Source organism: Collinsella sp. 4_8_47FAA, assembly GCF_000763055.1.
In the GTDB taxonomy this organism is placed as follows: domain Bacteria; phylum Actinomycetota; class Coriobacteriia; order Coriobacteriales; family Coriobacteriaceae; genus Collinsella.
This window is the reverse complement of sequence record NZ_KN214135.1, coordinates 32,581-53,302: the sequence shown is the minus strand read 5'-3', so window position 1 is coordinate 53,302 and position 20,722 is coordinate 32,581. Positions and strand designations below refer to the sequence as shown.

Annotated in this window: 18 protein-coding genes and 1 pseudogene; 10 read left to right on the top strand and 9 right to left on the bottom strand. The window is 62.0% G+C overall.

Annotation, left to right across the window (positions count from 1 at the left end):
- A pseudogene (locus tag HMPREF9463_RS03600) lies at positions 1-201 on the top strand (IS30 family transposase); the annotation flags it as partial.
- 385 nt (positions 202-586) lie between these two features.
- Here HMPREF9463_RS03600 and HMPREF9463_RS03595 read toward each other — a convergent pair.
- On the bottom strand, positions 587-1,555 hold the full coding sequence (locus HMPREF9463_RS03595) for a 3'-5' exonuclease (RefSeq protein WP_035137278.1): 969 nt from the start codon (positions 1,553-1,555) through the stop codon (positions 587-589).
- Positions 1,556-1,727: 172 nt separating this feature from the next.
- Between HMPREF9463_RS03595 and HMPREF9463_RS03590 the strand changes: the two genes are divergently transcribed.
- Entirely contained in the window at positions 1,728-2,822 is a 1,095-nt protein-coding gene (locus tag HMPREF9463_RS03590) for a putative manganese transporter (protein ID WP_035137276.1), read from the top strand.
- A 106-nt stretch (positions 2,823-2,928) separates the two neighbouring features.
- Here the strand turns inward: HMPREF9463_RS03590 and HMPREF9463_RS03585 are convergent, their stop codons facing one another.
- Both HMPREF9463_RS03585 and HMPREF9463_RS03580 read right to left on the bottom strand, forming a co-directional pair.
- On the bottom strand, positions 2,929-3,411 hold the full coding sequence (locus HMPREF9463_RS03585; RefSeq protein WP_006235439.1) for a YaiI/YqxD family protein: 483 nt from the start codon (positions 3,409-3,411) through the stop codon (positions 2,929-2,931).
- Positions 3,412-4,014, bottom strand: a complete 603-nt coding sequence (locus tag HMPREF9463_RS03580; RefSeq protein ID WP_035137275.1) for an HdeD family acid-resistance protein — start codon at positions 4,012-4,014, stop codon at positions 3,412-3,414. It lies immediately after the preceding gene.
- A gap of 235 nt (positions 4,015-4,249) precedes the next feature.
- Here HMPREF9463_RS03580 and HMPREF9463_RS03575 point away from each other — a divergent pair, with 235 nt between their 5' ends.
- The 3 genes from HMPREF9463_RS03575 to HMPREF9463_RS03565 all read left to right on the top strand — a co-directional run bounded on the left by HMPREF9463_RS03575 (position 4,250) and on the right by HMPREF9463_RS03565 (position 6,199).
- Entirely contained in the window at positions 4,250-4,921 is a 672-nt protein-coding gene (locus HMPREF9463_RS03575; RefSeq protein ID WP_198019919.1) for a nitroreductase family protein, read from the top strand.
- 82 nt (positions 4,922-5,003) lie between these two features.
- A complete protein-coding gene (locus HMPREF9463_RS03570; RefSeq protein ID WP_035137274.1) occupies positions 5,004-5,546 on the top strand; it encodes a histidine phosphatase family protein in 543 nt (180 codons plus the stop codon).
- 17 nt (positions 5,547-5,563) lie between these two features.
- Positions 5,564-6,199, top strand: coding sequence for a histidine phosphatase family protein (locus tag HMPREF9463_RS03565; protein WP_035137272.1), 636 nt, complete (start codon positions 5,564-5,566; stop codon positions 6,197-6,199).
- 129 nt (positions 6,200-6,328) lie between these two features.
- On the opposite strand, the gene HMPREF9463_RS03560 is transcribed toward HMPREF9463_RS03565, so the two are convergent.
- The 5 genes from HMPREF9463_RS03560 to HMPREF9463_RS03540 all read right to left on the bottom strand — a co-directional run bounded on the left by HMPREF9463_RS03560 (position 6,329) and on the right by HMPREF9463_RS03540 (position 12,633).
- Entirely contained in the window at positions 6,329-7,009 is a 681-nt protein-coding gene (locus HMPREF9463_RS03560) for a DUF1015 family protein (RefSeq protein ID WP_052044058.1), read from the bottom strand.
- A gap of 39 nt (positions 7,010-7,048) precedes the next feature.
- On the bottom strand, positions 7,049-8,269 hold the full coding sequence (locus HMPREF9463_RS03555) for a M20 family metallopeptidase (protein WP_035137271.1): 1,221 nt from the start codon (positions 8,267-8,269) through the stop codon (positions 7,049-7,051).
- Positions 8,270-8,446: 177 nt separating this feature from the next.
- Positions 8,447-9,610, bottom strand: a complete 1,164-nt coding sequence (locus tag HMPREF9463_RS03550) for a phosphoglycerate dehydrogenase (protein WP_035137269.1) — start codon at positions 9,608-9,610, stop codon at positions 8,447-8,449.
- Positions 9,611-9,679: 69 nt separating this feature from the next.
- Positions 9,680-10,804 carry a 3-phosphoserine/phosphohydroxythreonine transaminase gene (serC, locus tag HMPREF9463_RS03545; protein ID WP_035137266.1) on the bottom strand — a complete coding sequence of 375 codons (1,125 nt, stop codon included), beginning with the start codon at positions 10,802-10,804 and terminating at the stop codon, positions 9,680-9,682.
- A 227-nt stretch (positions 10,805-11,031) separates the two neighbouring features.
- A complete protein-coding gene (locus HMPREF9463_RS03540) occupies positions 11,032-12,633 on the bottom strand; it encodes a potassium/proton antiporter (RefSeq protein WP_035137265.1) in 1,602 nt (533 codons plus the stop codon).
- A 253-nt stretch (positions 12,634-12,886) separates the two neighbouring features.
- On the opposite strand from HMPREF9463_RS03540, the gene HMPREF9463_RS03530 reads away from it, so the two are divergent.
- Complete coding sequence (locus tag HMPREF9463_RS03530; protein WP_035137261.1) at positions 12,887-13,726, top strand: metallophosphoesterase family protein; 840 nt, start codon at positions 12,887-12,889, stop codon at positions 13,724-13,726.
- Between the two features lie 395 nt (positions 13,727-14,121).
- Here the strand turns inward: HMPREF9463_RS03530 and HMPREF9463_RS03525 are convergent, their stop codons facing one another.
- Positions 14,122-15,702 carry a lipopolysaccharide biosynthesis protein gene (locus HMPREF9463_RS03525; RefSeq protein WP_369796788.1) on the bottom strand — a complete coding sequence of 527 codons (1,581 nt, stop codon included), beginning with the start codon at positions 15,700-15,702 and terminating at the stop codon, positions 14,122-14,124.
- 180 nt (positions 15,703-15,882) lie between these two features.
- On the opposite strand from HMPREF9463_RS03525, the gene HMPREF9463_RS03520 reads away from it, so the two are divergent.
- The 4 genes from HMPREF9463_RS03520 to HMPREF9463_RS11080 all read left to right on the top strand — a co-directional run.
- Positions 15,883-17,454 carry an L-lactate permease gene (locus tag HMPREF9463_RS03520; RefSeq protein WP_035137259.1) on the top strand — a complete coding sequence of 524 codons (1,572 nt, stop codon included), beginning with the start codon at positions 15,883-15,885 and terminating at the stop codon, positions 17,452-17,454.
- 278 nt (positions 17,455-17,732) lie between these two features.
- The gene (pckA, locus tag HMPREF9463_RS03515) at positions 17,733-19,403 is read left to right on the top strand and encodes a phosphoenolpyruvate carboxykinase (ATP) (protein WP_198019918.1); all 1,671 of its coding nucleotides are present in this window, start codon (positions 17,733-17,735) and stop codon (positions 19,401-19,403) included.
- Positions 19,404-19,631: 228 nt separating this feature from the next.
- Complete coding sequence (locus HMPREF9463_RS03510) at positions 19,632-20,351, top strand: B3/B4 domain-containing protein (protein ID WP_035137257.1); 720 nt, start codon at positions 19,632-19,634, stop codon at positions 20,349-20,351.
- 96 nt (positions 20,352-20,447) lie between these two features.
- Positions 20,448-20,722 (top strand): helix-turn-helix domain-containing protein (locus HMPREF9463_RS11080; RefSeq protein ID WP_035137254.1); only part of this gene is annotated, 275 nt, incomplete at its 3' end.

The following is a 20,722-nucleotide window of genomic DNA, read 5'->3' as shown; positions in this document are numbered from 1 at the left end:
ATGTCGCACGTGAACTCCGAGCCCCGCGGCGCGCTCGGCTTCGCGACGCCCGCGCGCGCCTTCAGGGCGATGCTCGGGGAGGACGCGGCGGCGCTGCTGGACGCCTACGGTGTGTGGGACGTGCCGCTCGGCGACCTCGACCTGACGCCGGGGCTCATCGAGAGGGCGCGCGCCGAGAGGGGCGATGCCCCGCTGGCCTAGCCTAGAAGGAAAAACGGAATAGACGGACCGACCGTCCGGCTGAGTCTGGGAAGAGGTGCCGGGCGGCGGGCGGAGCATGGCCACCGGACCTATCGAAACACATCTCCACCGTTCCATCAACTGGGAAAACGGCGCCCCCGGACCCCAGGAGGGGCCGCGGGGGCGTTCGGCTAACTGCGGGAATGGCCTATTTGCTCAATGTGTTCGGCTGAGATCGGAAATCAACCATAACGAATTACGTGTCGGGAATTGGCCGAAATCGTTCAAAATGAGGGTTCAGAATTTGTGATGGCAGATTTATTTGTGGAACGTAGGGCGGCCTCGCTGCGGGGGGTTCCCGCTGCGAGGCCGCTCGTGATCTACGCCGTGTTTGTCGTAGACGTTTCTACTTGGCAAATAGGTTCTTGAGGTTGAACTCGGCTTGGACGGTGCGGAGCATGAGGTCGGTGTCGTCCAGGCCCAGATGCTGCTCGTTGGCGTCGGCGGCGAGGGTGCCACGGCGGCGCGCCCAGTTCTCGAGCGCGGCGGGCGCGGACTCGCGGGGGAGCGAGCGCACGTCGGCGTCCAAGCTGCGGCAGATCTGGCGCGAATCGATGACGATGATCTTGCCGGCGCGGCGTGCCTCGGCGTAGCCGTCCAGGTGGATCTTGAACCAGCTGTCCTCAAAGGCGGCGTTGTGTGCCATGTACGGGTACTTCTTCATAAGCTTGAGCAGCTGCTTTTGCAGCTCTTTGTTCTCGCGGAAGGGCGTTTTGCCGTCGATGTCGTCCCAGGTGATGTGGTGGATATTCGACAGCGGCACATCCTCGCCGCGGTAGATATCGGGCAGGCCGCAGTAGTGTGCCTCGGCGTCGTGCGGGACGGCGTCGCTGGTGAGCTCCATGATCTCCCAGCCCACGTTGATGATGTAGCCGCGCTCGGGTGCACGGCCGGTGGTCTCGATGTCGATGCCGAGCACTGTGCCTTGGATAGGCTTGCGGGCGTACGCCACGCCGAGCGCGTCGCGGTCGCCGCGGATCTCGCGCATGACGGACGCGGCGGTGCGCTTTTGCATCTTGCCGATGGCGGCGCAGGTGTCGGCGTCGGACAGACCGCGCGAAAGCGTCGCGGGCGTCACGTTGCGCAGGCGCGCCTCGCCAATCTGGTCGCACAGGTCGCGGTTGCGGTCAGCCAGGTCGCGCACGGTGGCAAAGTCGAAGCTGGGGTCGCCCTCGGCGGTAAAGTACTCGGTTTCGAGCACCTTAAGGGCCTCTTCGCCCTTCTGGCGCTCGGACTCCATGGCGCCATGATCGCCATAGATAAACATGGGAATAAACGGCTGGCGCTCGTATTCGAGTGCTTGTGAAACGTTCATATAACTGCTCCTTGGATGGGCCGCGTCGTGCGGCTTTGAGTCATTAAGATGTGGCGAGATGATAGTTTACCATGGGCAACTATTGGCATCGCGCCTAGGATAACTACAATACCCTAGTTGACCGCTAGGACTTTTACAATGCTGCCGAAAGACACGAAAGGTTCCATCCGTCATGGGTTTGTTGATTGATATTCTGCTCGACGCCGGCAAGGACACGCTCTCGCTGGTGCCGTTTTTGTTGGTGACATATCTGGCCCTCGAGACGCTCGAGCATGTTGCGGGCAACCGCGTTAACGGCGCCATCAAGCGTGCCGGAGCCGCGGGCCCCGTGGTTGGCTCGTTGCTGGGCATGGTGCCGCAGTGCGGCTTTTCGGCAATGGCGGCCACGCTGTACGCCGGTCGCGTCGCGACGCTGGGTACCCTGGTGGCGGTGTTTCTCTCGACCTCCGATGAGATGCTGCCGCTGTTGCTCGCCGAGCAAGTTCCCGTGCAGACCATGGCGATGCTTCTGGCTTCGAAGGCGCTGATCGCGCTGGTCACGGGCTTTATCGTGGACGCCGCCATTCGCGGCCTGCGTCGTAACGCTCGCGCACATGCGGCGATTCGCCGTACCGTGCTGGGGACCGCTGCTAATCCGGCTCATGTGAACTGCGCGCACGACGACCACACTGGCGGTGACATCATCGACGAGGTGGCCGAGGCGGGCGTGAGCGCCGATCACATCCATGAGCTGTGCGAGCGCGACCATTGCGGTTGCGATGAGGACGAGGACGAGGACGAGCACGAACACGGACATGGCCACGATCACGGTCATGAGGACGAGCATGAACACCATGATGGCCACGGTCACTCCCACTCTCACGAGGGCGCGCCCCTCCTGTCGATTATTCGCAGCGCCATCTCGCACACCGTGCAGGTATCGGTATTCATTTTTCTGGTGACGCTGATTCTGGTCGCCGTGCTCGAGACCTTCGGCGAGTCCGCGATCGAGCAGTTCCTGCGTGGCAACGAGACGCTCGCCGTCCTGGGTTCGGCGCTTGTCGGCCTGATTCCCAACTGCTCGGCCAGCGTCGTCATCACACAACTGTACCTGGAAGGCGCGCTGCAGCTGGCCCCGATGCTCGCCGGCACGCTCATCTCTGCTGGTGTGGGCTACCTGGTGCTGTTCCGCACCAACCGCAGCGCCCGCGAAAACGTCCTGTTCCTGATCATGATGTACGTCATCGGTGCCGGCTGGGGCCTCATCCTATCCGCCGTTGGCCTTTAAGTAGATTATTGGGACATGTCTTACGATCTACCCCTGTGACCAGGGCATTCCCCGCTGCCAAAACAAAAAGGTAGATTTTTAGGCACGTCCCAAAAATCTACCTTGGTTAGCGCAGCAGCTCGGTGAGGTTTCGCTTAAAACGAGCGCGGTCTTCGCTGGTAAATGCCGCCGGTCCGCGAGTGCGTCCGCCGGCGCGGCGCACCTTCTTTTCCTCGTGGCGAATAAACAGTTGCATGTCGATGGTCGCCTTGTCGTAGACGCGCCCGCGCACACCGATTGCGGCGGCATCGCGGCCGAGCACCATGCTCGCCAAGCCAATGTCCTGCGTCACGACTACGTCGCCCGCCTGCAGGCGTTCGACAATGGCAAAGTCGGCGCTGTCGGCGCCCACGCTCACATCGAGCGTCGTGACCCAAAAGCCGCGTCGCGCGTGCTCGGCATCACGCGGGTCGTCGCGGCGAATGTGCCGTTCCAGGTTTTGCGTGCTGTTGCCGGCGATAACAACGGCGACGCCCGCCCGCCGCGCGCAGTCAATCGACTCGCGCGTGACCGGGCAGGCGTCGGCATCAATAAAGAGCGTTCGCGGCATCTAGTGCACCAGTTTGCCAAATTGAATAGCGCGAACAATCAGCGTTACGCCAAACACCAGCAGTGCGGCGCCGCTAAAGATGACGAGCATCTTGGCCGACCACAGCGGATAGATAAACACGAACATGCCGGCGATGATGGAGAGCGCGCCGCTCAGGATGGCGAGGGCACGGTTGGACGAAAGCTCGGACTCCAGAATGGACATGACACCTTCGACGATCCAGCCAAAGCCGGCCACGATAACCACCATCGTGGTGAGCGTCGCGGTCGAGAAGGCCTGGTTGCGCAGGATTATGACGCCGCCCAAGATAATGAGTAGGTTGGAGATGATGCTCGTCACGCGCCAGCCGGTGGGCAGCAGTGGCTCGAAAACAGCGGTAAACAGCCTGATCGCGGCCGTGATCACAAAGTAGAAGCCCAAGACGGTCGTTAAGAAGACGAGGGACTTGGCGGGCGCAAACAGCAGTGCGATGCCGGCGACGAGCGCCAAGACGCCCGTGATGGCGTAAATCCAGCGCACGGCCTTGACGGCCTTGCCTGCCATGCTTTTCTCGTCAAATCCAAACTGGCTCGATTTTTGGTCATCATTCTTAAAGATGCCCATAATGTCTCCTTTCCGTGCGGCGTAAGCCTTGATCGTTACGACCAGTATCGCCTAAAGGCGCTGACGTATGGGTCGGGGAGGGTGAAACGTAACCCAAAGGCCCCGAATTGTTTCCGTTGTTCCCCACGTCGCGATTTTCTATTCAACAGGTGTAGAACATTGCGGCCCTGTTCGTTATTGCCTACGTTTTAGGTTAGATTTTCCTAAGAACAATTGCCCGAAATTGGGGGTCCCTATGAACGAAACAGTTCCCGCGGCGCCGTCTAGCGCGGAGTCGATGGCAAAGCAAGGTTGCGAAAAGCTCGGCCTGGACACGTTTGACGCGCTGGTCCGCCGCGCCCGTACGTGCCGTCGCTTTGACGAGTCCATGCGCGTGCCGCGCGAGTTTTTGCTCGAGCTGGCGGAACTGGCGCACCTGGCTCCCTGCGGCGCCAATGCTCAGCGTCTGCGTTTTCATGTGGTAAGCGGTTCCGAGGACTGCGCTCGCGTGTTTGACGAGCTTGCATGGGCCGGCGCGCTTAAGGACTGGTCGGGTCCTGCCGAGGGCGAGCGCCCGACCGGCTACATCGCGATTCTTGCTGAGCGCGCCGTTCCGGGCAAGCCAGCCGCTCCCATTACCGAGGTCGACACGGGCATTGCCGCGCAGACGATGATGCTCGCCGCCCGCAGCGCCACGCCCGAGGTGGCAGCCTGCATGTTCAAGGCCTTTACGCCCCACGCGATCGATGCCATGGGGCTCGATAACGACAAGTATGAGCTCAAGCTGATCATGGCGTTTGGCGTTCCGGCCGAGACACAGGTGATCGATGCGATCGATTCCAACCCCGACGGCTCCATCAATTATTGGCGCGACGAGGCGCAGGTGCACCACGTACCCAAGCGCTCGCTTGTCGACGTACTGGTGTAGTTGAGCGTCACCGCGGTGTGATCCGGCGGTAAACCACCACAAAGGTACCTGTCCCCTTTGCGGTGGTGCGAGGGGGGGACGTGTGGCAGATTTGTATTTGGTGCGGCATGGGCAGACTGAGCTCAATGTGCAGAACATTTTGCAGGGTGGGCACGATTCGCCGCTTACGGCGCGCGGGCGCGAGCAGGCGCTGGCGACGCGCGCGGCGTTTGAGGCGCGTGGCGTGACCTTTGACCGTGTGTATTCCTCCCCGTTGGGCCGGGCGCGGCGTACGGCTGAGCTAATTGCTGGTGAGGGCCGTTCCATAGAGCTGGTCGATGACCTGCGCGAGTGGCATTTGGGCTCGCTGGAGGGTACATCAAATCGCGAGATGCCGCCGCAGCCCTGGGGTGATTATCCGGTGGCCTTTGGTGGCGAGTCTGAAGGCGAGCTCCAGTCGCGCATGGTCGCGGCGCTGTCCCACATCATGGCCAGGCCGCAGCACGACTGTGTGCTGGCAGTCTCCCACGGCTCTTCCTGCCAGGAGTTTCTTGAGTATGTGACTGGCAGGGGAGAGCTACCCGACAACGGTGCCGTGCTTCATTTTGGCTATTGCGACGGTGCGTTTTCGCTCCTTGATTGGTAACGAACGAAAGGACCCCTATGAATAAAGACCTGTATCTGGTTCGTCATGGGCAGACAATATTCAACCTTAAGCGCATTATTCAGGGTTGGAGTGACTCGCCGCTCACGCAGCTGGGATGCGACCAGGCGGCGCGTGCCGGCATGTTCTTACGTGCGCGTGGCATTGAACCCGATCATGCCTGCACCTCCACACTTCATCGCACCGAGCAGACTATCGCCAACTTGTGGCCGGGCTTGGCGTACGAGCGCCTGGACGGCCTGCGTGAGTGGTTCTTTGGCGACTTTGAGGCCGAGCGCGTGATACTCATGCCCGAGCGCCCGTGGCGCGACTTCTATTGTCAGTTTGGCGGCGAGGGCCAGATGCAGGTGCGCGAGCGCATGGTGGCGACGCTGACCGAGCTTATGCAGCGTCCGGACCATGCGTGCGTGCTCGCGGTAAGTCATGGCTCGGCTATCAAGGAGTTTATGGATCACGTGAAGGGCGCGGCGGCAGACGAGCGCGACCGTGTGCCAGGCAACTGCTCGGTGCTGCACTTTGCGTTTGACGACGAATCCGACACGTTTGAGCTGATTGAGATTTTTACGCAGGAGGATTACGCATGCGAGCTGGGCCTTGAACCGCTTGTGGCTACTGCAGGTCCGCAGCGCGGATAACGCGAGCGTGGCGGCTCGGGTCGCCGGCATAACTTCTCGAAGCAAAAGGGGCGGAGATGCATGTACCTGCTGCATCTCCGCCCCCTGTTTGTTGAGCTGCCGATTTTTGTGCTGCGCGGTCTGGTCTTGCTAGAACCGCGCGACTTGGTGCGTGAGCAGACCCGTCGGAACCTGCGGCGCGGCGCCGGCGATCTGCGCGGCGGGGAACAGTGCGGCTACAGCAAAGTTGAACGGCTCTTTGCCCGTGTAGGTGCCGGCAGCATGGGCATCGTCGGCCAGGAGCTGTGATGCCTCGACTAGTGCGGCAGCGTAGGCAGGGTCGTCGGCCAGTGCCGGCTCCGGCGCCTGGTCGAGCATGGCATGGATGGCGCCGACGGCGTCCTCGCGCTTGACCTCCCACACGCGGTGCGTAATGCCCGCGGGGTCGGTGACGGCGTAGAGCGAGGCGCCCTCTTTGGCAGCGCCCAGGATGATGTCCATGACGGGCGACGTCTCGTAGGCGAGCGACACGGGGCGCGGCTGTACCTTGAGGTCGGCGATTGCGCGCGCAGCGGCGGTCGAATCGGCGGCAACCGCGTCGCCGCCCGCCAGCGCACCAACCGGGCAGATCGCCACGACACCCGTCACACGTCCCGGCTCGCCCGAGCATTCGTACACGTAATACGCCGCACCCGGGTCCTTGAGCATCAGACCATCGGCAATGGCTTCGCGCAGGGCTTCGTTGTCACTCAGAATACTGCCCATTGCAGGCAGCGCCTCGAGCACGCGGTCCTGAGCCGGGCGGATGCAGGGAAACGGAAGTGCTTTCATGGGCGGTCCTAACGCGCGAGTCGGTTTGTTCGCGGCTTATTATGCCCCAACTTGGCCGCTCGCGTCCCAGAGCACGTTATCGGCGAGCGCGATTAGCACCTGCTGACAACGAACGATATCGGCGTGGGGCACATATTCGTTGGGCTTGTGCGCGAGCGCGAGCGACCCGGGACCGTAGCTCATGCAATTGCGGTTACCTGTCTTGCCGGCAATGACGGCGGTGTCGGTGTAGCCGGTAAAGAAGCCGACGGTCGTGTCCGCGTCCGTCACGTCATCGGCGGCACGCTTGAGCGCTGCTAGAAGGGGAGAGTTTGGGTCGCGCTCGATGGCGGGGCGGTCGCCCGTCACGACGTAGCTGCCGTGGCAACCGGGAATGGCGGCTTCGGCGACGGCGATGGCCTGCTCTACCATGCGCGTTACGGCGGCCGTATCGGTCGGCGGGGTCAGGCGCATGTCGACCCAGACTTTGGCGCGGTCGGGTACGACGTAGGGGCGATATCCGCCCTCGATTTGGCCGAACGTGATGGTCGAAGGCCCCAGCTCATCGTGCGCGGGCAGCGCCACAAACGCGCGACGGAGCGAACACACGACCTCGGCCATGGCGGCGACGGCATCCGCGCCCTTCCAGGGCCGGCTTGCATGCGCCGTCACGCCATCCATTTCAATCTCGAACCACGTACGCCCCTTGTGCGCCACCTGGATCTGTCCGTCGGTGGGCTCGGTGTCCAGCACCCATTCGCGCGAACCGACCCAGCCGGCATCGATGGCTGCCTCGGAGCCTCGCATAAAGTCCTCTTCGTCGACCGAGCAGATGAGCGAAAAGCCGCGGCGGGGTAGCGCGCCATCCACCGCCACGCGCTCGAGCGTATGGACCAGTGCGGCAATGGCGCAGGCCAGGCCACCCTTCATGTCGCAGGCGCCACGGCCATAGAGTTTGTCGTTACGCACAACCGTCCCGAGCGGCGGAATGTCCGCGTCCCAGCCATCGCCCAGCGTAACGGTATCCATATGGCAGATGTAGACGAGCCGTGGCTCGTCGCTCAAACCGGGCACGGTGACCATGAGATTGCGGCGTCCGGTCAGCACCTCGAGTTCCTCAACCTGCACGGCATGGAGCACCGGATGGCTCAACCGCTCCAATTGAGCCTCAACCAACGCTTTGATATAGCGTTCAATCTCGCCCTCATACGCACCTGGGTCGGAACTGTCGATCCGCACGAGTCCTTGCGTAAGCCGCCAAGCAAAATCTGTATCAACCATAGGCACCTCACAGATAGTTAGGTCAACATACAGATTGTATGCCAAGAAGCGGCTCAGTGCATTTAATGGAGTGCTCACAAAAACGGGGGCGCCTCTCGTGCGAAAGGCGCCCCCGCGGGCATTCAATGTCAGTGACGGGCAGGCCACATGGGGAACTGCCCGTCATATCAGCCGGCGCTATTTGATTACGCGCACGCGATACATCGACGGAATCTGCTTGAGCGCCTCGATGGTGCTGCTATCCAGGTGCTCATCGGTGTCGAACATGGTGTAGGCGTTCTCGCCGGCAGACTCGTTGGTCATACGCTGCACGTTGGCGTTGTCCTTGGCCAGGATTGCCGTGATCTGGCCGATCATGTTGGGCACGTTGGCGTGCAGGCAGGCGATGCGGCTTGCGGCACGCGCCTTGCCCATGCTGCAGGCGGGGTAGTTGACGCTGTGTGCGATGTTGCCGTTCTCCAGGTAATCCTTGAGCTCGCTGATGGCCATGTCTGCGCAGTTGGCTTCAGCCTCGCCGGTGCCGGCGCCCGAGTGCGTGGTGATAAACGTATTGGGCATCTTGACGGTCTTGGGCGTGGCGAAGTCGCAGCTAAACCAGCTCAGCTTGCCCTCGCGCAGGGCGGCGTCGACGGCGTCCTCGTCAATGATGGTCTCGCGCGCGTAGTTGATGAGGACGGCGCCCGGGGCCAGCAGGTTAATCTGCTGGGTGCTGATCATGCCGATGGTGTCTGCCTTGCTGGGCACGTGCACGGTAAGGTAGTCGCAGCCGCGGCAGAGATCCTCGAGCGTGCCCACGCGCTGCACCTCGCGGCTCAGCACCCACGCGTGCTCAACGGAAATGAACGGGTCGTAGCCGTAGACGTCCATGCCCAGGTCGACGCAGGCGTTGGCGACTTTGGAGCCCACGTTGCCCAGACCGATGACGCCGATGCGCTTGCCCTTGAGCTCGCGGCCCACAAAGGCCTTCTTGGCCTTCTCGGCATCGACCTGAATCTCGGGGTCGTCGGCGTTGTCGCGCACCCAGTTCATCGATTGCACCACGCCGCGGCTCGAGAGCACCAGCATGCCCAGGACGAGCTCCTTGACGGCGTTGCTGTTGGCACCGGGGGAGTTAAAGACGACGACGCCCTTCTTGGCGTACTCCTCGACGGGGATGTTGTTGACGCCGGCGCCGCAGCGGGCGATGGCGCGGATGCCCTCGGGCAGTTCGTAGCCGTGCAGGTCTGTCGAGCGCATCAGGATGGCGTCGGCCTCTTCGGCGGTGCCCACAAACTCGTAGCCCTCGCCAAACTCGACTTTGCCGTCCTTGGTGATGTCGTCGATGGTCTTAATCTTGCGCATGAAAAACTCCTTAGCAGGTTTGGTTTAAACAGGTGGTTTGAAGTGGCTGGTCGGCCCGCGCGTTGCGGGCTAGTTAGATCGCGGACTCAAACTATGCTGCGCTTCGAAGTCCTTCATGTACGAGGCCAGTGCCTGCACATCTTCCATGGTTACGGCGTTGTAGACGCTGGCGCGCATGCCGCCCACCAGGCGATGGCCCTTGACGTTTTGAATCTGGTGCTCGGCCGCGCCTGCGACAAAGGCCGCGTCGAGTTCGGCGTCGCCGGTGCGGAAGGTGACGTTGGCGATGGAGCGGCTGTCGGCCTGCGTGGTGCCATGGAACAGCACACTGTGCTCGAGCAGGTCATAGAGCAGGTTGGCCTTGGCCCAGTTGCGCTCGGCCATGGCGGCAAGTCCGCCGGTCTCCTCGACCCACCGGAACACCTTGCCGCACACGTAGATGCCAAAGGTGTTGGGCGTGTTGAGCATGGAGCCCTTGGCGGCCTGGGTCTTAAGGTCCATGTACTGCGGCGCCCGCGCAAAGGCGGGGCCGTCGGCGATGAGGTCGTCGCGCACGATAACCACGGTCACGCCCGCGGCGCCGGCGTTTTTCTGCGCGCCGGCGTAGATGAGCCCGTAGCGCTCAACATCGAGCGGCTGCGACAGAAAGCAGCTCGAGACATCTGCGACCAGCGGTACGTCGCCGCAAGCGGGCAGCTCGTGGTACATGGTGCCAAAGATGGTGTTGTTCTGGCAGATGTAAACGTAGTCGAGCCCGTCGCTCGCGGCCTCGGCGGCAATGCGCGCGTTGATGTCGGCCATGTCGGGGATGCGGTCGAAGTTGGTGTCCTCGGAGCTCGCGAGCAGCACGGCCTCGCCGTACTTGGCGGCTTCTTTGTATGCCTTGTTGGCAAAGTTGCCGGTCACGACGTAGCCGGCGCGGCCACGGCGCATGAGGTTCATGGGGATGCCCGCAAACTGCAGCGTGGCGCCGCCCTGCAAAAACAGGACGCGGTAGTTGTCGGGGATGCTCAGCAGGCGGCGCAGAGTTGCCTCAGCGTCATCGATGATCTGCTGGTACATGCTAGATCGATGGCTCATCTCGAGCACGGACATGCCGCAACCGCGGTAGTCCATCATCTCGTCGGCGATCTCGGCGAGCACGCTTGTGGGCAGTGCGGCCGGGCCAGCTGAGAAGTTGTGCACACGTGCCATCTTCTAGTTCCCCCCTCGTAGTCGTTTGAACGTTCGGGATACTTTAGCACAGTGCAGCGCCAGGCGCGACCGCATCACGGTAAAACTCGAGTGCGTCGCTATGATTTACAGGATGGTTACATGGGGGAGGGGTGCTTTACTCCTCAGGCAAATCCGAATCTGCGAGCGAAGGCATGAGGTTCCTAGGCGCTTGATCTCTTCGTCGCAAATTAGCCACTTCCTGGTCACTACGACGCCAGTGTGGCGATGACGGCTTCGTCGCCGGCGTATATGAGGGTGTTGCCGTCGGGGATGATCGTCTGGCCGTCGCGCTTAAGCATCACCACAATAAACGGGTGCTTGCCCTGCGGCACGTCGCGCAGACGCTGGCCGGCCAGGCGACCGTGGGGCGTCACGGTGACCTCGCGCAGCGTAACCTCGGCACGCTCTTCGAACGTTGGGGCGGCCATCACCAACAGATCGCCTTCCTGGATCACGGTGTCGCCATTGGGCAGTACCGGGTGCGCCCCGTCGCGCAGCACCAGGACCACGAGCATGTCTGTGGCGCTGCCAATGTCGGCGAGCGAGCGACCGGCAAACGGATGTCCAGCGCCTACCTTGAGCTTGACGAACGACATGCCGTCTTCGTCGCGGTAGTCGTTAAAGGTGCGACGCACGTCGCCGGTCGCATCGATCATATCGAGCTTCTTCGCCACCGCCGGCAGCAGCGAGCCCTGCACCACAATGCTCGACACGGCAATCACAAACACCAGGTCAAATAGGTCGTGTCCGCCGGGAACGCCGGCCACCACGGCAAAGAGACTAAAGACGACCGAAGCTGCTCCGCGCAGGCCCGCCCAGCTTACGAGCGCGACCTGGCGAGGGTTCGTCCTAAACGGCGCTAGCAGCATGCCTACGGCGATGGGGCGGCTCGCAAAGAGCATAAACGCCATGAGTGCCAGGCCCGGTAGCAGCATTTGCGGCAGGCGTGCGGGTGTAACGAGCAGGCCCAGCAAGAAGAAGATGGTCATCTCTGCCATCTCGGTGAGGGTGTCAAAGAAGTGCGCCATCTCGACTTTGCCGGTGATGTCGCTGGCACCCAGCACAATGCCGGCCAGGTATACAGCCAAAAAGCCGTTGCCGCCCAGGTAGCTCGGCAGCGCGTAGGCGACGATGGCCACGGCGAACAAAAAGATGGTCTGCGCGTCCTTGGCCGTTGCGTGCGCGCGTTCAATCAGGCGGCCCGCCGCCCAGCCGATGGCAAGGCCCAGGCCCACGCCCAGGATAATCTGCTTGGCCAGCAGTGCGGGAATGTTGATGTCGCCGCCGGCCGCTAGTGTGGCGAGCACGGCGGTGAGCATGTAGGCGACGGGGTCGTTGGAGCCCGATTCGACCTCGAGCAGCGAGTCGGTGCCGCCCTTCAGCGAAAGGTTGTGCTCGCGCAGCACGCTAAAGACGCTGGCCGCGTCGGTGGATGCCACGACCGATCCCAACAGCAGGCCGTCGATCCAGTCGAACCCCAGCGCGAAGTGGGCGAACACGCCGGTGATGCCGGCAGTGATGACGACGCCGAGCGTGCTCAGCAGCACCGCCGGCACAGCGACGGGTTTGGCACGGTCGATATTGGTGTTAAAGCCGCCGTAGAACATGATGAACAGCAGCGCCGTGCTGCAGACGGTTTCGGTGAGCGCATAGTCGCTAAAGTCGATATGCGCCGGGCCGTTGACGCCCAACAGCATGCCGAGCGCGATAAAGATGAGCAGGGTGGGGAAGGGGAGCTTTTTGCCGACGGGTTTGATGGTCAGACACAGAATGATGACGAGGCCGATAAAGAGAAGGATCTGGTTCATGGATGGTGTCCGCTCCTGGTTGGTTGGCGTGGCACGGTCAGTTGCCTGCGGTTATTTGTACCCAAAGATGGTGGGTTTATGGGGTTGGATTGCGGGCGTGCGCGATATCGTCATAGACGGCTGCCGTCTTTGCCTCTGCTCGGAAACCCTTTCCAGCTTTATTGCAACGGAGTACAATGGGTAACGTTTAAGTTCAACTTGAAGTTTTAGTTGCGGCGCCGGGCTTCGGCCGCAATGCAAGGAGAGGCGTACCATGGCGATCTATGTGACATCTGATGCTCACGGGCACGTGCGTGCGCTTGACGAAGCCCTGTCTAAGATCTCGTTGACGTCCGACGACACGCTGTACGTGCTGGGCGACATGATCGATCGCGGGCCCGATCCGGTCGGCGTTATTAAGCTCGTGCGCTCGCTGCCCAACGCCCACGTGCTCAAGGGTAATCACGAGCAGATCATGCTCGATGCCATCATTGGCCAGGATCCGCTCGATGCCGAGACCTGGGATATCAACGGTGGTTGGACGACGCGCGAGCAGCTCAACGACATGGAATTTGAGGCATACGAGGAGCTCGTGCGATGGATGGCCGCGCTGCCGCTCTACGCAGTGGTCGAGACCGAGGAGCGCCCGTATCTGCTGGTACATGCTGGAATCGAGATGAAGGCGGCGCGCGCGTTTTTGCTTGAGCATGGCGTCGATTGTGCCGATGGCGTTGGAGCGGTGGGTGCCGATCGCGAGCTGCTGCAGCAGATGCTCGCGGTGCAGTCGTCCGATGACCTGCTGTGGATTCGTCATGGCTATTGGGATGCGTCGACCGGGCTGCTTTCTGCCGAGGGCAAGGGCCCGGTCGTGGTGAGCGGTCACACGCCCACGGTATCGCTTGGGCGCTATTGCGAGGTCGGTGGTCTGGCGGGGCTCGATGAGGAATCGGGACGCGGGCAGATCGTGCGCTTGGGCGGCGAGGACACTGCTGGTGTGCCCGATCGCATCGACATCGACTGCGCCGCCGCCACCGGCTCCGAGTTCGGCCGCGTGGGCATCCTGCGCCTGGACGACGGGGCCGAGTTCTACGCGAACATCAACCCGGGCGAATAACCTTGTTCCGCCGATCTACCGTAGCTAATTTGGGACGGGGCTTTTTTGACTACTTTCGGAGAGTAGCGCCTTCTTGCTCGGTAAGCGCTAGAAATGAGGAGCGTCTGCGTCCTCGACAGCGCGAAAATGCTCGAAAAACCGTCGCAACGGAGTCAAACGACGTCGCGGCGGTTCTTTTTTGGCTGCCCGCTTGCTAAGTGAGTAGACTTTTTTGGAAATGCCGAGCACCCAACATATTTGCCTCAATAAAACCGCAGGTCACAGACTTGTGCTCTGTTGGTGTGGTCGGGGATTCGGTAAAAGTCTACTCACTTAGTTTTGCGTGATGAATATTGTCCGCAACGAGACCCCAGACGGGGTGATTCCATCGCAAATTCCGGTGACCGGGCAGCTAATTAGGCGCCGTATGGGTTGCGGTCGCGTTCGATGCGTTGGCGGATGCGGCGGTACTCGATTATCAGCAGCACCAGGAGTAGGGCCATGATGGCTAGGTAGCTCACTACAGCGCCCATCAGACCCAGCAGCTTAATCAGGATCACCGGCAGCACCACGCTTACGGCGAAGCAGATCAGGTAGATCTTGGTGACGTCTCTAGCGTGGCGTAGCACCGTGATGATGGCGTAGATAAAGTCGATGGCCGCGGTGACGCCGCCGGCGACGACCATCAGCAGCGCCAGCGTACGGTAGCGCTCAAAGCTGAGGCCGTACATAAAGCTCATGAGGGGAATACCGGGACCTGCCATAAATGCGGCGCACATGCCGGTGATGACCACGATCAGCGCCATAACGGCAACAATAATCAGGTCAAAGCGACGACGCTTGCGAGGATTAGCCCAAATGTTCGACAAGCGCAGGAGCTGCGGTTTATAGATAAATCCAATGCTCAGCAAAATAGCCTGCGCAGGAAAGAACAGGGAATTAAAGTACAGCTGATATTTGTATGCCAGCGTGCCTTCCATCACAAACTTGGGCATGCTCTCGATAAGGTTGAACAGGAACAGTGCACCAAAGAGCGGGGCGCACTGGACAAACAGGTGGCCGACCTCGCGCAGGCTCACGCGGCGCGATTTTTCGGTCTCGAGCAGGGCGAGCGGCGCGGTGACCAGCACGAGCGAGGCGATCGCGGTGACACCCATGTCCATGGCCGCGATGGGCATGCTGCGCGTGAGGAACAGCGCCACGCTGAAGACCGCGATGACGCCGACGGAGCGTAGCGTTTGGCTCATTCCAGCCAAGTAGAGTTTGTCGGCCTGCTGCAGGCGGCCTTCGTACACGTCGGCGACGCCGTCGATGACCTTATACAGGTAGACGCCCAGGCCGATCGTCGCCATCTGCGCGTCATAGCCGCGGGCGCTGCTATACATGAGGCCGCAGCCTAGGGCGAGCGCTCCGCAGATCCAACGATTGAGCTGGTAGGAGGCGAAGGACGTCTTTTCGTCGATGTCCGAGACCTGGAAATTGCGCACGCCGTAGTTGCACGCGATCATGATGAGCGTGCCGGTGACAAAGGCGATGGAGAACTTGCCGGCTTCTTCGGCGCCCACGAGCTGTGTGGACACGATGGTGAGCAGCGGAAACGCCAAGCCCCACACGGCGGTGCCGAGAGCGTTCCAAAGGTAATCGCGGCGGGTGGCGTGCTCCTCGTATTCCGCTTCCTGCATGGAGAACCCGCCGCCGTAGACGGCGCCGAGCAGACGGTTCCACCAAGCGTTGACCATGCGGCGGACGGGGCCGGGCTCCCGATCGCGTTCGCGCCGGCGACGTGTGGCTTGGCTGCTATCGGGCCCGCCGGCGTTGCGCTGACTCAGCTCTTGGATGCGTGCGAGTTCCTCGGCAGTGTGCGAGGCGGGGAAGAGGCCGTTCTCGATGCGGCCGCCCTGGGCCTTCGCGGCGCCGTCCTTCGATGCAGCGGGGTTGGAGGTGCCGTTGCGGCGGGCGATGGCGCGGCGAATGCTATCGAGGGGCGTGATACTCAAAGCGGAGTCCTTTCTATTGCTGCGCTTTAGTATAGACGCGACGGTGTTCGCTCGTGTTTTTGAACGGATTGTTCAATAATTTCGGCGGGCGGCTGTAATTTGTCGGTAAACGTGCGGTATCCTGTTGAAGTTTTGTGACACCCCCGATGCCGCCCACGCGGTACCAAGGAGCTTCTACCTATGGACGTCGCCGCATTCTTACTGGCTCTTGTGCCGATTATTTGGCTGGTCGTGATGCTGCTGTGCTTTAAATGGCCAGCTTGGAAGGCCGCTATCGGATCGTTTGTCCTTTCGTGCTTGCTTGCCTTCGCATGGTGGCACCTGCCGGCAGCGCAGATCGCGACCGCCTCGCTCGAAGGTTTTTTGATGGCTCTGTGGCCCATCGTCCTGGTGATCATCGCCGCGGTGTTCACGTATAACCTGTGCGTTCGTACGGGCGCCATGGACGTGATCGGCAGCATGATCACCTCCATCAGCAGCGACCGCCGTCTGCTGGCGCTGCTCGTGGCTTGGTGCTTCGGTGGCTTTATGGAGGGCATGGCCGGCTTCGGTACCGCTGTCGCCATTCCCGCCGGCATGCTCGCGGGCCTGGGCTTTGAGGCCGTGCCTGCCGTGCTCATCTGCCTGCTGGCCAACGGCGTGCCCACGCCCTACGGCTCCATCGGCATCCCCACGGTGTCCGTTGCCGACCTGGTGGGTTTGGATTCCCTTCACCTAGCGACCGTTCAGCTGGTGCAGCTCGCGCCGTTCTTTGTGGTGATGCCGCTATTTATTGTGCTGGTTGCGGGCCGTGTTGCCGATGACCAGGGCAATGCCGCGAGTGTGGGCGAGCGTCTGCACGGTGTTGCCGGCGTGGCGTTGCTCTCCGGCGTGTCGTTTGTCGGCGCGGCTCTGGTCGTTGCCATGTTTGTGGGCCCCGAGCTGGCCGTGGTCGTAGGATCCATCGTTTCGCTCGCGCTGACAGCTGCGCTTGCCATGCGTGCCGAGAAGTCGGGGCGTCTGGACGCACGCTTTCACATGAATATCGAGGCGGGGGAGAAGCTCACCGTTAAGTCGGCGCTTTCGGCCTGGTCGTGCTTCATCCTGATCTTTGTGTTGCTGCTGGGCACGTCTAACCTGGTGCCCGCTGTACATGCCGCGCTCGCGCCGTTTGCGAGCCACGTGCAGGTGTATTGCGGTGAGAATCCCGGTACGCTTACGTTTTCGTGGATCAACACGCCGGGCGTCTGGATTTTCCTGGCGGCGTTTGCCGGCGGTGCCATTCAGGGTGCTTCGCCACGCATGATGGGCGAGGTGCTGGCCGCGACTGTGAAGCAGATGATGCCGACGGTGATCACGATGCTTTCGGTGCTGGGCTGTGCCAAGGTGATGGGCTATGCGGGCATGATCTCTTCGATCAGCGCGTTCTGCATCGCCGTCGCCGGTGGGCTGTACCCGATTCTGGCTCCGTGGATCGGCGCAGTCGGTGCGTTTGTGACCGGCTCGGGCACGTCCTCGGGCATGCTGTTTGGCCCCATTCAGAGCCAGGCTGCCACTGCGCTGGGTGTGAGCGACTACTGGATGGTCGCGTTGAACGCCCTGGGCGTCGCCGCCGGTAAGATGATCTCGCCGCAGACCCTCGCCATTGGTCTTGCCGCCGTGCTCGTGCGCGGTAAGGATGCCGAACTCCTGGGCGCCGTCCTGCCCTACGCCGCCGGCATGCTGGTCCTGATGAGCGCCATAGCCATGCTCGGCCAAGGCCTGCCGCTGTAGTCGGCACTTAGGGACGTTCCTTATGTGCCGGCACTTTGGGAACGTCCCTAAGTGCCGGCATCCGGGGACACTCCTTGAATGTTGTCTGTTCAAGAGTGTCCCCAATGACTAGTCGTTTAAAAGCGTCCCTAACGACTAGGCCGCTTGCCTGCGATTTTTGACCGTTGGGCGGGCGCTTCGCCGTTGCCGCAAAAACGTTTTTGCATATCGGGTACAACGGGCTTTACGTGAGTAAAGTGCGCGCCGCGTCCACGTGTCGCGCTTTTAAAGGAGGCCCCATGCCTGGTGTTACCCCTGCAGAAGTTCTGTCCAACTTTGGTATTGCGCTGGTCGAAGATCCCGCCGAGAATCAGCCCCGTCTGCTGGTCGATCTATCCGCCGCGGAGCTCGTCGAGCACGCCATCCGCCGCGAAGAAGGCCGCATGGCATCCAACGGCGCGCTGGTGATCGAGACGGGGGAGCGCACTGGTCGTTCCCCCAATGACCGCTTTATCGTTGACACCCCCGATGTTCACGACAAGATTGCCTGGGGTGCCGTCAACCGCCCGCTTTCTGCCGAGAGCTACGAGGCCATCAAGGCCGGTATCGTCAACTACCTCAACGAGCGCGATGTGTTCGTCACTCGCGGTATGGCCGGTGCCGATCGCAACCATACGCGTCGCCTGCTTGTCGCCTGCGAGCGTGCCAGCCAAGCGCTCTTTATTAAGCAGATGCTCGCCCGCCCGCTTGCCCGTGAAATCGCACGCACCGGCGAGCCGGACTTCTGCGTGCTCGCCGCTCCCGGCTACCAGTGCGATCCCGCCATTAAGGGCCTCAACTCCAGCGCCGCCGTGGTCATCAACTTCCAGGAGCGCGTGATTTTGGTTGCCGGCACCGGTTACTCCGGCGAAATCAAAAAGTCCATCTTCAGCGTCATGAATTACCTGCTGCCCGTCGAGGACGACGTGCTACCCATGCACTGCTCGGCCAGCATGGATCCCGTCACGCACGAGACCGCCGTGTTCTTTGGCCTTTCGGGCACGGGCAAGACCACGCTTTCGGCCAACCCCACGCGGCTGCTGATCGGCGACGACGAGCACGGTTGGTCCGACATGGGCATCTTCAACATCGAAGGTGGCTGCTACGCCAAATGCGAGGGCCTGGACGCGTTCCACGAGCCCGAGATCTTCAACGCTGTCCGCTTTGGCGCGATCTGCGAAAACGTGGTGCTCGACGAGAACCGCAAGCCCAACTACGACGACATCTCGATCACGCACAACACGCGCGTGGCATACCCTGTGGAGCACATTCCCAACGCGTGGACCAAGGGCATGGGCACCACTCCAAGCGTCGTGCTCTTCCTGACCTGCGATGCCTTTGGCGTGCTGCCGCCCATCTCGCGCCTGACGGCCGACGCCGCCATGTATCACTTTGTGACGGGCTTTACGGCCAAGATCCCCGGCACCGAGGTCGGCGTCACCGAGCCCACGCCCACGTTCTCTTCGCTGTTTGGCGAGCCGTTTATGCCGCTCGACCCCATGGTCTATGCCAAGATGCTTGGCGAGCGCATTGCCGACGGCCGCACGCGCGTGTACCTGGTCAACACCGGCTGGATTGGCGGCGGCTACGGCGTGGGTCATCGCATCGAGCTGGCCTACACGCGCTCGCTGGTCGCGCGCGCCCTCGACGGCACCATCGAGGACAGCGAGTTCGTGCACGACGACATCTTTAACGTTGACATTCCCACGACGTGCCACGGCGTGCCCGATGGCATCCTGGTGCCGCGCCAATACTGGCAGAGCACCGCGCGCTACGACGAGGCCGCGCACAACCTGGCGGTGATGTTCGAGGAGAACTTCGAGAAGAAGCACTCGCACCTGCCCGAGTCCGTCAAAGCCGCCGGCCCGCACGCCCAGGTGTCCGCCGAGGCCCGTCATCGCGGCCACGGCTTGCTGGGACTCCGCCACTAGCGTCGCCTCAGACCCAAAACCACCATAAAGGGGCCAGTGCATCTTTGTGGTGGTTTTGCTCGCGTGGATGACTCGGGTTACAATACGCCTGACATATCGTCCCCTTCTCCGGATGGGGACAGCGCAAGCGTTCTTGTGACGGCACCGTAGGACTTTGAAGGTGGCCGTTGTAAGGGCGCTTTTTGTTTAGGCGCCCTCACTCGGGCGCGCACAATGAAGGGAGAGCGTATGAAGAGCTTTATTACCGAGGATTCATTCTGGGAGCTGTTTCCGCAGGCAGCGGTCGGTGTTGTGATCGTGGAGGGCATGAAGCCCACGGCTCAGATTCCTCAAGAGGACGTGGATGCGATTGCGGCGTTGCTCGACCGCGCCAATATCGATGCGGAGCGTCATCTGACCAGCGACACTATCAGCGAGAACGCACCGGTCAAGGCATGGCGCGAGGCCTATCGTCTGTTCAAGACCAAGAAAGGCGCGCGCTGCTCGATCGAGAACTTGCTCAAACGCGTGCTCAAAGGCAAGCCGGTGGGCCACATTACGCCCGCGGTGGATATTTACAACACGGTGTCGCTGACCTACGCGCTGCCCGTGGGAGGCGAGGATCTGCATGCGATCGAGGGAGACCTTCGCTTGAAGGTGACCGACGGTGGCGATGCGTTCTTGCCGCTTGGCGAGGAGGCGGACGATCCGACGCTGCCCGGCGAGCTCGCCTACATCGACGATGCGGGCGCTGTGTGCCGCTGCTGGAACTGGCGCGACGGCGTTCGCACGGCGCTGTCCGATGATTCGGCCGATGCGTTCCTGGCGATTGAGTGCGTGGAGCCCGAGCGGATGGGGGATTGCCAGGCCGCGATCGATCGCTTAGCCGAGCTGCTCGAGCGCTATCTGGGAGCGACGCTTGTCGTTAAGACGCTTGTGACCCGCGACAGTCCCTGCGTGGAGCTGTAGCGACGCCTGCGGATCATGTTCGCCGGTCAAAACCACCACAAAGGTGCCTGTGAACTGCCTCCCATTTCTTGGACATCGGGAAATGGGAGGTTTTCCATGAGTATAGACCTCAGGGTGAAGCACGACCTGGAGTCCAGGAGGCGGGCCGTCGAGCTCTTCGACGCCGGCGTCGGCTGCAAGCCGGCGGCCGAGGCCCTGTCCGTCCCCCGCGAGACCGTGAGAGAATGGCAGTGGGTATACCGGGCGTTCGGAAGCGAGGCGCTGCTGTCCATGGGCGGGAAACAATCCAGGTACACATTCGAGCAGAGGGTCGCCGCGGCGTCGGCCGTGGTCGACGGCGGGATGGCGAAGGCCGACGCTATGGCCGAGTT

Excerpts from the sequence above, each read along its gene's own strand:
- HMPREF9463_RS03590 (WP_035137276.1), top strand. The coding sequence starts at position 1,728 with ATGGGTTTGTTGATTGATATTCTGCTCGACGCCGGCAAGGACACGCTC.
- HMPREF9463_RS03585 (WP_006235439.1), bottom strand. The coding sequence starts at position 3,411 with ATGCCGCGAACGCTCTTTATTGATGCCGACGCCTGCCCGGTCACGCGC.
- HMPREF9463_RS03510 (WP_035137257.1), top strand. The coding sequence starts at position 19,632 with ATGAAGAGCTTTATTACCGAGGATTCATTCTGGGAGCTGTTTCCGCAG.
- HMPREF9463_RS03540 (WP_035137265.1), bottom strand. The coding sequence starts at position 12,633 with ATGAACCAGATCCTTCTCTTTATCGGCCTCGTCATCATTCTGTGTCTG.
- HMPREF9463_RS03565 (WP_035137272.1), top strand. The coding sequence starts at position 5,564 with ATGAATAAAGACCTGTATCTGGTTCGTCATGGGCAGACAATATTCAAC.
- HMPREF9463_RS03530 (WP_035137261.1), top strand. The coding sequence starts at position 12,887 with ATGGCGATCTATGTGACATCTGATGCTCACGGGCACGTGCGTGCGCTT.
- HMPREF9463_RS03575 (WP_198019919.1), top strand. The coding sequence starts at position 4,250 with ATGAACGAAACAGTTCCCGCGGCGCCGTCTAGCGCGGAGTCGATGGCA.
- HMPREF9463_RS03555 (WP_035137271.1), bottom strand. The coding sequence starts at position 8,269 with ATGGTTGATACAGATTTTGCTTGGCGGCTTACGCAAGGACTCGTGCGG.
- HMPREF9463_RS03520 (WP_035137259.1), top strand. The coding sequence starts at position 15,883 with ATGGACGTCGCCGCATTCTTACTGGCTCTTGTGCCGATTATTTGGCTG.
- pckA (WP_198019918.1), top strand. The coding sequence starts at position 17,733 with ATGCCTGGTGTTACCCCTGCAGAAGTTCTGTCCAACTTTGGTATTGCG.
- HMPREF9463_RS03580 (WP_035137275.1), bottom strand. The coding sequence starts at position 4,014 with ATGGGCATCTTTAAGAATGATGACCAAAAATCGAGCCAGTTTGGATTT.
- HMPREF9463_RS03595 (WP_035137278.1), bottom strand. The coding sequence starts at position 1,555 with ATGAACGTTTCACAAGCACTCGAATACGAGCGCCAGCCGTTTATTCCC.
- serC (WP_035137266.1), bottom strand. The coding sequence starts at position 10,804 with ATGGCACGTGTGCACAACTTCTCAGCTGGCCCGGCCGCACTGCCCACA.
- HMPREF9463_RS03560 (WP_052044058.1), bottom strand. The coding sequence starts at position 7,009 with ATGAAAGCACTTCCGTTTCCCTGCATCCGCCCGGCTCAGGACCGCGTG.
- HMPREF9463_RS03550 (WP_035137269.1), bottom strand. The coding sequence starts at position 9,610 with ATGCGCAAGATTAAGACCATCGACGACATCACCAAGGACGGCAAAGTC.